Source organism: Bradyrhizobium sp. JR4.3 (assembly GCF_040547695.1).
Classification (GTDB): Bacteria; Pseudomonadota; Alphaproteobacteria; order Rhizobiales; family Xanthobacteraceae; genus Bradyrhizobium; species Bradyrhizobium canariense.
The window spans coordinates 17,023-26,593 of sequence record NZ_JBEPQF010000012.1 but is presented as its reverse complement, the minus strand read 5'-3'; the positions used below and the strand labels follow the sequence as shown (position 1 = coordinate 26,593).

The following is a 9,571-nucleotide window of genomic DNA, read 5'->3' as shown; positions in this document are numbered from 1 at the left end:
GCCGGTGTTTTGCCCGACGTGTCAACGCGGCGAACGCGGACAAGGGATTAACCTCTCCCCCACCCAGATATGTGGTGTGCAACGGGCTTGCTTCAAGCCCCCGATCCTGCCGTAGAACCCTCGACCCGAACACCATACACACGCGAGGGGTCATCACATGCCTGTACTGCTTCCGACGTCCCGGACGCGCGGCCACGCCAAAGGGGCCGGCGCCCGCCACACGCAACACCAAGTGAAAGACCACGCGGTGGTGATCGCCGGCGGTGGCCCGACCGGCTTGATGCTGGCCGCGGAGCTCGCGCTCGCAAATGTCGATGTCGCCGTCGTCGAACGGCGCGCCGATCAGGAACTGGTCGGCACGCGCGCCGGCGGCTTGCACGCGCGCAGCATCGAGATCCTCGACCAGCGCAGCGTCGCGGATCGCTTCCTGCGCGAAGGACAGATCAGCCAGCTCGCGGGCTTCGCCTGGACCAGGCTCGACATCAGCGATCTCCCCACCCGGCACGCTTACGGGCTCGCCCTGCGGCAGAGCCACATCGAGCGCATCCTGGCTGACTGGGTCAGCGAGCTCGCGGTGCCGATCTATCGAAACCTCGAGGTGACGGGTTTTGCGCAGGACGAGACCGGCATCGACGTGACGCTCTCCGGCGGCGAGACCTTGCGCGCAAACTATCTGGTCGGCTGTGACGGCGGCCGTAGCCTGGTGCGCAAGGCCGCCGGCATCGACTTCGCGGGCACAGATCCGACGCTGAGCAACCTCATGGCCGAAGTCGAGATGCGAGACGAGCCGGAATGGGGCCTGCGCCACGACGCGCTCGGCTTTCACGGCCTCAGCAAGACCGAGAGCGGGCGCGTGCTGGTCGTCGTGACGGAAGCGACGCTCGATCGCACCGGCGCGCCCGGCTCCCGCGATCTGAGCGAAGCCCTCGTCGCCGTATACGGCACCGACTTCGGACTCCACAACCCGTCCTGGATCTCCCGCTTCACCGATGCGGCACGGCAGGCCGTGTCCTATCGCAAGCGTCGCGTGCTGCTTGCCGGCGATGCCGCGCATATCCATCACTCCGTCGGCGGTCAGGGCCTCAACGCCGGCGTGCAGGACGCCGTCAATCTCGGCTGGAAGCTCGCGCAAGTGGTCAAGGGCCTGTCGCCCGACAGCCTGCTCGATACCTACCACGCCGAGCGTCATCCCGTCGGCGCGCGGACCTTGCGCAACACCATGGCGCAAATCGCCCTGCTCCGCCGCGGCGAGGACGGCCTCAAGGCCGCGCGCGAGGTCGTCGCGGAGCTGCTCGCGATGGACGCGCCGCGCCAACGTTTTGGCGCGATGATGAGCGGGCTCGACGTGCACTATGATCTCGGCCAAGGACACGCGCTGCTCGGGCGCCGCATGCCCGATCTCGATTTGACGGTCGACGGGCGGCCGCTGCGACTGTTCACGCTGCTGCACGGCGCGCGCGGCTTGCTGCTCAGTTTCAGCAAGACAGGCGGCCTCGACACCGCGCCCTGGGCAGATCGCGTCGATCGCATCGACGCCGAGTGCGAGGGCCCGTGGCAGCTTCCGGCGATCGGACAAGTCGCAGCACCCGGCGCCGTGCTGGTGCGGCCCGACGGGCACGTGGCCTGGGTGGGAGATGAGAGCCAACATGGACTTGCGGACGCGATCACGAGATGGTTCGGACCGGCTTCAGACTAGTTTCCGGTCGGGCGCGAAGGAACGCGGCTCAAGATTCGAATATTCGCGCGTTCACCGTGCGCAGGCTCATCGACGCTGCCGGCTTGCTGCGGTGGCGTGGGGACCGGCTGATGAGATAGCGCGTCGCGCATCCATCGGGGTAAACCGATCGGAGCCGCGTTCTCTTGCTGTGGATGCATATCTTTAGACTCCAGTGGAGTCGATGGCGACCGTTTGTTCATTACAATTCCTCGCCTGGAGACAAGACGATGCGAAGCTTACGAAGCCTCGGGTTCGCCGGTCTCATTGTTGACTATCGATGAATGATCCGGATGTACGATGATGCGTTCAATCCGTTGCAGCAATTCGCGCGGCCGTGCGTCCGTAGCCAAGGGCTGCACCGGCTTGCCCTACCCACGATCGGGAATAGCGTTTGCGGCGGCCACCCGCGCAAAAGCATTCGCTGTCTCTCTAAACATGATGGCAGCAAGCACGTTGAGTGCGGCTTCGGTCTTGGCGCGTGCCAGGGTTTCGATATCGGCCAGCGTTGGTGCCCCGAAACCTTCACTGGGCACATGCTGAGCAACAGGAAGATGCGGCTCGGTCCTTCTCCTAAATTTGGGCATTTGAAATCCGTTTGTTAAGTAACGAGTCTCCGCAAATACAAAGCCCGCGGCGGATTGCTCCGCGCGGGCTGATCTTCAATGATGCTATTCTGCCAGTGTTTTGCCCGACGATTCAGGCGCGGCAGCCGCACTCCTTCAAGGCAGCTAGCTACAGCAGCACCTGCCGGTCTCTTGAACCGGCGGACAGCGAACGGTACCGAAGGAACAGAACACGCAGCAGTCGCCAGAGAGCGGCTTCAGGCGCTCGCCGCAGCCTTTGCAGTCATAGAAGAACTGGCAGGCGTCGGTCGGCATGACCTCGGTAGCAGCGTGACCGCACTTCGGGCACGTGATGGTAGAGTTTAAGATCATCCGAGATGTTACCGTGCGCGGTGCTCTGGACCAAGGAACGTCCGCTCCCTCCAACTTGTGGCGCAGCTTCCTGATCAATTCGCGGAGGTCCGCGGCATAATTTTCGATGATGCGCCACCGGGCCTCGTCGCTCTCGCGGGGCATCACTTCTGGCTTTTCCGGCGGCTTATCACTCACGGCATCATACGAACCGCCCCCGCGCCATGCGACTTTGACCTAGATCAAAAATCTTCGGTCCTTGGAGCCTCATCCACCTCCTTCAAGCGCGCGGGGGGCACCGAGAAGGAGCTGCCGGCGAGCCTTCTTCAGATCGGTCGCCAGTTTTATCTTCTCTCTCAAAACGAGAATTTCGGAATATTCCTTTTGGATCTCTGGGTGGATGCGAAGTGCTTCGAGCTGCTGGGTGGCTAGTTTGAAGATTGCGGCAATATGCGTACCTTGGATGGAGTGCATGGTGATCAAATCCGCTGTGGGAAAAACGGGACGGGACCATACAGCGAACTGCGTTGCGGTGTCGCTCGAAATAAACAGCCAACCATGCTGTCGTTTTTTGCAGCGCGTCATTGCCGGTGTCGGTGCTTGGCCGAACAGGCGTTCACTGGCGCGGTCTCAATGAACAGCGGCGTGCACAATCTCAAAGCGGAGCACCACCCTAAGCACAGGTCCGCAGCCGTCCCGCACCTCGATTGAGAGGGTACGAACTACCGAGCCCGGCAGCACGTCCTTGGCGAAGTCTGCCATTGCCTCGGAGGCCGCACGCTTCACATTCGCTAAGGTGGCGATTTCGACCCCGATCTCGTCAGGAACGAACCTGTCGTTGTCGCGCGTGTCGAAGTAGTAGTGGGGCATGGTGGTCAAGGCGCGGTTGCGCTTGATGTTCCTACCAAAATTAGAACACCCCCAAGAAAACGACTATGACGGCCCAGCTACGGCGCTCGGGATGGATCGAGACGGTTCTCGCGCTGGTCGTCGGCGTATTCTTGTGCCACCCGGGGAGCTTGCTGACGGTGGCGCTGGTCCCTCTCGGTGGCAGTGAGAATTTGCTGCGCTCGCCTGGCTATCGCTTCATAGTTCTTGGCAACCTGGCGAAGCGTGGCTCTCGCCTCCACGTGTTCGCAGTTGTCGGCCTTGGTGTGAAACTCCTCAGCCCGTATGAGCCAATACTTCGGGGAGTGCATTCGCTCGATGCCCATGGCCAAATCCCCTAAATCGGACCATCCAGGTTATTAATGGACGTTCAGGCCAGCTGGTTCCCGGCTGCACTCAAATAGCGAAGAGCAAAACACGGAGCGCAAGAAAACCGGCCGCTCACGCGACCGGCTCGCCACAAACCTATGGGCTAACGCAAAACTATCAGCGCCCCAGCTTACGCTCCACCTTCTTCCGGCTGCTACCCACCTTCTTGACCGCCTTCTTGACGGCAGAAGCCGAGCGGCCGGTCTTCTTTGCCTCGTACCCAACTTCGTATTTCTGCCCACCCGCAACGCGCGCGCGGTCCTGCTTGCGACCGCGAGTTGTCTGCTTCTTCGCTTTAGCCATGTTGCTCTCCTTGCATCTCTGAAACGCAAGGATTCAATCGGTTCCCCACGCCCTACAAGGTCGCGCCCGTCGTCGGAACGAATCCGGCCAGAAAGATTCGAATCAACGTGTTCGTTGCGTGGAGTTTGTCAGTGGCGTTGCAGCGTCAGCGTAAGCCGGGGGCGCTCGGGGTGAAAGCGCCCTTCCCCGGCTTCATCGAACCGGCCTTGGCATCGACGGTGGACCGCGTACCAACCGGAGAGAGGTGGATTCACGAAATCAAATTCGACGGCTATCGGGTGCAGCTTCATTTGGCCAACGAGGCCGTCACCGTCTACACCCGTCGCGGTCACGACTGGACCAAACGCTTCAAGAAAGTCGCCGACGACGCCTGGCACATCAAGGCGGGATCGGCGGTCATCGACGGCGAGGTCGTCGTCCCTGCTGCCGATGGCAACACCGATTTTTCCGTCCTTCAAAACGAGCTGAAGGGCACATCGCCCAAGATCGTGCTCGTCGCATTCGACCTGCTTTATCTGAATGGGCGAGACCTTCGCGGTCTGCCGCTGTTTCAGCGCAAGGCCGAGCTGAAGAAGATCATCGCCGGCACCGACGTGCAGTTCAGCGAGAGCTTCGAGATCGAAGGACGCGAGATGTTCGCGCATGCCTGCAAGGTCGGGCTGGAAGGCGTGGTCTCTAAGGTTCGCGACAGCACCTACAGCAGCGGCAGGGGTAACAATTGGGTCAAGACAACTTGCGCGCAGCGAGAGACGCTAACCATCGCCGGCTTCGCACTCGACGAAGGCAAATGGGGCGGCATCTATCTCGGGCGCCAAAAGGGAGATGATCTCATTTATGCGGGCAAGGTCGACCACGGATTCGACAAGACATCTGCCGCAGAACTGCAAAAACGATTGAAGCCGCTCATTCGCAAGACGCAACCTTACGCCAAGCGCATCGGGCACAAGGGCATCTGGGTTGAGCCGAAGCTGCTCGCGGAAATCGAGTATCGCGCCAAGTCGGCGGTGGGGAAAGTCCGGCATCCATTCTTCAAAGGGTTGAGGGAGGACCTGTAATGGAAGCGTTGGACCGAAGGGCGAGATCGTTCCGAGGTGAATGCAGCGTTAAGAGAGGCGGAAGCCCGCTATGAGACCTAAATTCCGCACAGAGGGTTGGCAGCCCAGGAGCGAGGAAGATCACTTCATGACTTGCCCGACCTGCGGCGAACGCTTCGACTGCCGTGACCTCGGCGAAGCGCTTGAGCACCAACACGGCGAACCGGTCGAGGAAGAGCCGACGCAGCACTGAGGCCGCCGGAGGTTTTCCACAGCCACGATAGGCAGTGGTTCGTCCAGCTTTTCGCCTACTACCCATCGATAATTTGCCAGCTTGGCCGGCACATGGCTTTGATCGCCCATGACCACCAAGCCGCGCCAAGATATCGGCCGAACGCGCCAAGGAGGCGCGCAAGGAGGCCGACAAGCTTGCTTGCGCGGCGTGGAACTATCGGATGCTTGGCTATAAGGGCCCCGCGCAGCCATCGCCGACGGCGGACCGACTTTGAAATGCCGAGTACCGACGAGTGCACTCAAGTTGCGTGTATTTATGCAGGCTCCCAAAAGTTGCAGAAACGTGAAATGTATCTAGGCGAGTTGTCAATTCCGTCCGCTCGTCCTACGCGAGACTGCATTATGGCAAAAGTCGCTCCGTTTCAAAAAAGCCGAATACTAAGAACGTTTATCACGACAACGACAAGTGCACAGAAGGCAACAACATCGAAAGGCAATACCTCGCCTCTGGCACCGGTGGCCGGCCAAAGTGCGAGCACTGTCAACGCTTGAGTTAGTTCATTCTCGGACCGTGGTGCGGAGCACGATCCCTCACCACGATCTCTCGCCGGCGTGCATGCGTGTTCGCCGCCGCGCATCGTTTTCGCGCTCGACCTGTCGGGGCCGAACGCTGAAGGAGGTGAACGACGGCAGAGCCGAGGTGAAATCGATGCGCAGCCATCCCGAACATCTACGCCGCGGCTCTGCGGCTCAAAGCGCATCATGGCAGATGGCCGAGCGCACAGACATCGTCGCTTCTGTCCAAAAGTGAACATTGCCTCAAGTTGAGTAACCCGCTCAAGCCACTGAACCTGCTCACGCAATTTAATCCGGCGACCTATCATATGATATGTCGCCGCCTCAGACGAGGGGCGTAAGCTTTATCCATCACCGCAAGGCAATTGGCATCTGCCGGTGATGAGAACGCCCAACCAGCGCTCCCGCCCCGGACGAACGAGGGAGACGTGCATGCCGACACGCCGACGCTTCAAGCAGACCACGACACTCACCGAACGACTCGCCGCGGAGGCCGCGCGGCTTCGCGAGGAGGCGCGTACGATCGCGCCGGGGCGCCGCCGCGAGATGCTGCTGCGCCGGGCGCGGCAGGACGAGACCGCCATGCACATTTCCGCCTGGCTGCATTCACCCGGGCTGAGGCCGCCGACATGACCCAGCAATATCGCGCTTATCTCGTCGGCGACAACGGCGTCTTCCGCTCCGCCGAAGCGTTCGAGGCCGCGTCGGATGCGATCGCCCTCACCTTCGCGCAGCAGTTCACGCGGCACGGCAAGGTCGAGGTCTGGCAGCTCGGCCGCAAGATCGCCGTGCTCGAGGCCGAGTCATCCCCGCCGGGAGTTCTCACGCGTCAATGATCGCCTGATGTCGAGGGCGTCCTGAAGGTCTCGATCGCGAACGAGAAATTGACCTGCATCACGGGACCCCTGGCATCGCGAACGTCGATCGCCATCGACTGCCTAGCGCCCGCGGCAGGCGCGGAAACGATGGCGTCGCGCGCCATGTCCGCGACCGACTTGGCGGCCTCTGCCTGAACGGCGCGCGAGCTGGCCAGCTCAAGCCCTTCCTCGTCGAGCGCTACACCGGTGTCGTCGCGCAGGTCGAAATAATATCGGGGCATTGCAGCATCCTTTGCCCGTAATAGGTCCGAAGCGGACAAAGGGTTTCCGGGGCAGCGAAAAAATCTGTTGGAATCAATAGGTTCCGGGAACTCCGACGTCCCTCTGCCAGCGGCGCGGGAGCAGCTTGCCGCGCTCGCGCCCGGTTTTTCGTCAGGGAGCGAAGCGACAGGGCGAAACGACGCGGCCCCCTCACTCCTCCGCAAGCTTGCCGACGATATAGGCATCCACCGTTTCGGCGAACGAGCGCTGCACGCCGACCGCAGTGCCATGCTGGTCGAGCGCGTCGCGCTGGAGCACGCGCAGGCCGCGGCCGCGCATGCAGACCGGCGCCGTGTTCAGGTATTGGTCGATCGCGCCTGTCGCGAGCGGGATGGCCTTCGGATCGCCCCTTGCGATCAGAAGCCGCAAGAGGCTCTGGCATTCGGCCAAACCTGGCATGGGATCAGCGCCTCACGCCTGCCGCGATTTCGCCGGCCGCTTCACCGGCTGGGTGTGGGTGCCGAACAGCGCCAGCAAAAACGCGACTTCTTCCTTCGAACCGACCTGGATACCGACGTGGATACCGACTTGGATCATGATGATCTCCTTTTCGCTTGGTTGGTCGGACGCAGCCGGCGGGGCGTTCGAGACAATCTGGTTTCAGCACTGTTTCAGGCGTGTTTCGTCGCGGCGCGCCATGTCCATGGTCGCCTGAATAGGAACAGCTTTTGGGATCAAAAAGTTATTCGCGCGTCGGTCCGGATGCACGACCGGCGCCCCCCACGGCCTCAGCTCGCCCCCCGGGCTGGGGCCGTTTCTTTTCGACGCCTCAGTTTCGGTTTTGGTTTTGGTTTTGGTTTCGCCTGGGCGTCTCCCAGGACAGCTTGTTGCACCGGGAGCACCGGAAGATGGCGATCGCGCCATCCGGTGAAGCCACCGCGTCGATGAATGTCATGGGTCTGTTGCACGCAGCACAAATCGGCCGCTGCCTGGTGTCTTGATCCGTCATGCGCGCAAACGCGGGACAGAGCAGGAGGTTTCTATCGCTCTGGAGGTTCAGGGTGCCAGATCTTCGGAACGTTTTGCTGAAGCAGTGAGATCGATGCCGCAATCTGCTCCCGCGAACGGCGCAGCAATTGTCGTGTCGTTTGCCTTGCATCGAGCTGGTGCAATTTCTGCCGGTCGAGATCCGCCTCGAATTCCTCGCGGGTGAGCATGACAAGCTCCCGTGTTGCTGCCCATTCGCAGAGTACGTCGAGATACGATTGAGGACCGCTCAGAAGTGAACACACGGCGGGATGCCCGCCTGCGGGCTTTCGACCCAGCCGGTCTTCAGGGTCCGCGCTTCTGCGTGGCGAGGCGCAACGCGATGCCGTGCTGCCAGGCGCGCACTCTCACGGCGGCTTCGCTGCGACCGAGTTCGCCGGCGATCTCGTCCGGCCGCGAGCCGGCGTCGGCCAACGCCTTCAGCCGCTCGTGCTCTTCCGCTGTCCACTCTTCAACAACGGGTAGCGTGATTGCATGGTCGTAAGCTGTCTCGCCTGCGTGGTCGATGCAGGCGACAAGCGAGCGAAACAGGCGAAGTTCCTATGCGACCTTGCTCTGAGATCTGCGACGGGGCGTCCCGCAGATGGACCGACGACGGCGCTCGCTCAGATCCAGACGTCCTCGCGGCACGCGTCGCACCGATAGATCAGGATCGAGCAATCGCGCCTCACATCGAAGATCGAAGTCAGGCAGCGCGTATCCCTCTCGCATTTGGGGCAAGCCGGCCTCGGCTTGTAATGATCCGGCCTCGTTGCCGGGCCTGCTTGCTGTTCACTGCTCATCTCATTCCTCGGTGGAGGACTGAGTTCCTAAGTACCAAAGTGGACATTCGTTCCAATCACGCGGGCGGCGCTTCTCATGGAAGCGAGGGCCTAGACGCCCCATGATCGCGCGCGCTGATCATCGGCTTCGTCCTGAACCATCAAGCGGGTTTGTCCTGAACGATCAAACCGGCTTGGTGTTGGCGGGTCCCCCCCCGCAGTTCGTCCAGGCTCTCGAGCGTGCAGATGCGCGCGGCGCGGCGCGCCAGCTCGTCGTAATTTTGCGCCACCTTGCGCAGCACGTCCCGCGTCTCGGGATATTCGCAATTGTCCGCCTTGGTGCGGAATTCTTCCGCCCGCATCCGCCAGTACCGCGGAGGGTGCATCCGCTCGGCTCCCATGGGCCACTCCCCTCAGTTGGTCCAACTGTTCCTGCTCATTAATCAAGAGCGCGTCCAGGAGTTCCCGCGCAGATGTTCCGGTTCCGATCACACGTCCCGATTGCGCAGGGATCGCAGCTGACGACAGCATCTCGCGGGAAAGATCGACTTTAGTTCAAATGCGGCAGGGCGGATTCGGCAGGACGCAACGGGTTGGCGCCATGGTGGGACACGTCCCTTGCGACAAACGCAACGGGGATAGCTCGGAG

15 protein-coding genes are annotated in these 9,571 nt (G+C 61.7%); 4 read left to right on the top strand and 11 right to left on the bottom strand.

Annotated features, from left to right (window positions below; translation table 11 throughout):
- The first annotated feature begins 157 nt into the window (after positions 1-157).
- Positions 158-1,696, top strand: coding sequence for an FAD-dependent monooxygenase (locus ABIB91_RS20015; protein ID WP_354164776.1), 1,539 nt, complete (start codon positions 158-160; stop codon positions 1,694-1,696).
- A gap of 389 nt (positions 1,697-2,085) precedes the next feature.
- On the opposite strand, the gene ABIB91_RS20010 is transcribed toward ABIB91_RS20015, so the two are convergent.
- The 6 genes from ABIB91_RS20010 to ABIB91_RS19985 form a co-directional block, all read right to left on the bottom strand.
- A complete protein-coding gene (locus tag ABIB91_RS20010; RefSeq protein WP_354164773.1) occupies positions 2,086-2,301 on the bottom strand; it encodes a hypothetical protein in 216 nt (71 codons plus the stop codon).
- 144 nt (positions 2,302-2,445) lie between these two features.
- Entirely contained in the window at positions 2,446-2,652 is a 207-nt protein-coding gene (locus tag ABIB91_RS20005; RefSeq protein ID WP_354128500.1) for a GDCCVxC domain-containing (seleno)protein, read from the bottom strand.
- A gap of 246 nt (positions 2,653-2,898) precedes the next feature.
- The gene (locus ABIB91_RS20000) at positions 2,899-3,216 is read right to left on the bottom strand and encodes a hypothetical protein (protein WP_354164770.1); all 318 of its coding nucleotides are present in this window, start codon (positions 3,214-3,216) and stop codon (positions 2,899-2,901) included.
- A gap of 45 nt (positions 3,217-3,261) precedes the next feature.
- Positions 3,262-3,501, bottom strand: a complete 240-nt coding sequence (locus ABIB91_RS19995) for a DUF6894 family protein (RefSeq protein WP_007601548.1) — start codon at positions 3,499-3,501, stop codon at positions 3,262-3,264.
- 77 nt (positions 3,502-3,578) lie between these two features.
- On the bottom strand, positions 3,579-3,845 hold the full coding sequence (locus ABIB91_RS19990) for a hypothetical protein (RefSeq protein ID WP_354164767.1): 267 nt from the start codon (positions 3,843-3,845) through the stop codon (positions 3,579-3,581).
- 160 nt (positions 3,846-4,005) lie between these two features.
- Positions 4,006-4,191 (bottom strand): DUF3606 domain-containing protein, encoded by a 186-nt coding sequence (locus ABIB91_RS19985; protein WP_007601546.1) that lies wholly within the window; start codon positions 4,189-4,191, stop codon positions 4,006-4,008.
- Between the two features lie 131 nt (positions 4,192-4,322).
- Here ABIB91_RS19985 and ligD point away from each other — a divergent pair, with 131 nt between their 5' ends.
- From ligD to ABIB91_RS19970, 3 genes are all read left to right on the top strand, one after another.
- Complete coding sequence (ligD, locus tag ABIB91_RS19980; protein ID WP_354164763.1) at positions 4,323-5,246, top strand: non-homologous end-joining DNA ligase; 924 nt, start codon at positions 4,323-4,325, stop codon at positions 5,244-5,246.
- A 1,221-nt stretch (positions 5,247-6,467) separates the two neighbouring features.
- A complete protein-coding gene (locus ABIB91_RS19975; protein ID WP_354164760.1) occupies positions 6,468-6,668 on the top strand; it encodes a hypothetical protein in 201 nt (66 codons plus the stop codon).
- Positions 6,665-6,871 carry a hypothetical protein gene (locus tag ABIB91_RS19970; protein WP_007601533.1) on the top strand — a complete coding sequence of 69 codons (207 nt, stop codon included), beginning with the start codon at positions 6,665-6,667 and terminating at the stop codon, positions 6,869-6,871. Before ABIB91_RS19975 ends, ABIB91_RS19970 begins: the two co-directional genes overlap by 4 nt.
- Here the strand turns inward: ABIB91_RS19970 and ABIB91_RS19965 are convergent.
- The 5 genes from ABIB91_RS19965 to ABIB91_RS19945 all read right to left on the bottom strand — a co-directional run bounded on the left by ABIB91_RS19965 (position 6,865) and on the right by ABIB91_RS19945 (position 9,323).
- Positions 6,865-7,134: a DUF6894 family protein gene (locus ABIB91_RS19965; protein WP_219682389.1), complete on the bottom strand. Its 270-nt coding sequence runs from the start codon at positions 7,132-7,134 to the stop codon at positions 6,865-6,867. The genes ABIB91_RS19970 and ABIB91_RS19965 overlap by 7 nt on opposite strands.
- Before the next feature lie 190 nt (positions 7,135-7,324).
- Positions 7,325-7,573, bottom strand: coding sequence for a hypothetical protein (locus ABIB91_RS19960; protein ID WP_085350655.1), 249 nt, complete (start codon positions 7,571-7,573; stop codon positions 7,325-7,327).
- A gap of 12 nt (positions 7,574-7,585) precedes the next feature.
- Positions 7,586-7,711 carry a hypothetical protein gene (locus ABIB91_RS19955; protein WP_354164755.1) on the bottom strand — a complete coding sequence of 42 codons (126 nt, stop codon included), beginning with the start codon at positions 7,709-7,711 and terminating at the stop codon, positions 7,586-7,588.
- 443 nt (positions 7,712-8,154) lie between these two features.
- Complete coding sequence (locus ABIB91_RS19950; protein ID WP_007601513.1) at positions 8,155-8,331, bottom strand: hypothetical protein; 177 nt, start codon at positions 8,329-8,331, stop codon at positions 8,155-8,157.
- A 752-nt stretch (positions 8,332-9,083) separates the two neighbouring features.
- The gene (locus ABIB91_RS19945) at positions 9,084-9,323 is read right to left on the bottom strand and encodes a hypothetical protein (RefSeq protein ID WP_354164752.1); all 240 of its coding nucleotides are present in this window, start codon (positions 9,321-9,323) and stop codon (positions 9,084-9,086) included.
- Positions 9,324-9,571: the final 248 nt, after the last annotated feature.

Coding starts and splice junctions, on each gene's coding strand:
- ABIB91_RS19945 (WP_354164752.1), bottom strand. CDS start 9,323: ATGGGAGCCGAGCGGATGCACCCTCCGCGGTACTGGCGGATGCGGGCG.
- ABIB91_RS20005 (WP_354128500.1), bottom strand. CDS start 2,652: ATGATCTTAAACTCTACCATCACGTGCCCGAAGTGCGGTCACGCTGCT.
- ABIB91_RS19990 (WP_354164767.1), bottom strand. CDS start 3,845: ATGGGCATCGAGCGAATGCACTCCCCGAAGTATTGGCTCATACGGGCT.
- ABIB91_RS19955 (WP_354164755.1), bottom strand. CDS start 7,711: ATGATCCAAGTCGGTATCCACGTCGGTATCCAGGTCGGTTCGAAGGAA.
- ABIB91_RS19970 (WP_007601533.1), top strand. CDS start 6,665: ATGACCCAGCAATATCGCGCTTATCTCGTCGGCGACAACGGCGTCTTC.
- ABIB91_RS20015 (WP_354164776.1), top strand. CDS start 158: ATGCCTGTACTGCTTCCGACGTCCCGGACGCGCGGCCACGCCAAAGGG.
- ABIB91_RS19975 (WP_354164760.1), top strand. CDS start 6,468: ATGCCGACACGCCGACGCTTCAAGCAGACCACGACACTCACCGAACGA.
- ABIB91_RS19950 (WP_007601513.1), bottom strand. CDS start 8,331: ATGCTCACCCGCGAGGAATTCGAGGCGGATCTCGACCGGCAGAAATTG.
- ABIB91_RS20010 (WP_354164773.1), bottom strand. CDS start 2,301: ATGCCCAAATTTAGGAGAAGGACCGAGCCGCATCTTCCTGTTGCTCAG.
- ABIB91_RS20000 (WP_354164770.1), bottom strand. CDS start 3,216: ATGACGCGCTGCAAAAAACGACAGCATGGTTGGCTGTTTATTTCGAGC.
- ABIB91_RS19960 (WP_085350655.1), bottom strand. CDS start 7,573: ATGCCAGGTTTGGCCGAATGCCAGAGCCTCTTGCGGCTTCTGATCGCA.
- ABIB91_RS19995 (WP_007601548.1), bottom strand. CDS start 3,501: ATGCCCCACTACTACTTCGACACGCGCGACAACGACAGGTTCGTTCCT.
- ABIB91_RS19965 (WP_219682389.1), bottom strand. CDS start 7,134: ATGCCCCGATATTATTTCGACCTGCGCGACGACACCGGTGTAGCGCTC.
- ABIB91_RS19985 (WP_007601546.1), bottom strand. CDS start 4,191: ATGGCTAAAGCGAAGAAGCAGACAACTCGCGGTCGCAAGCAGGACCGC.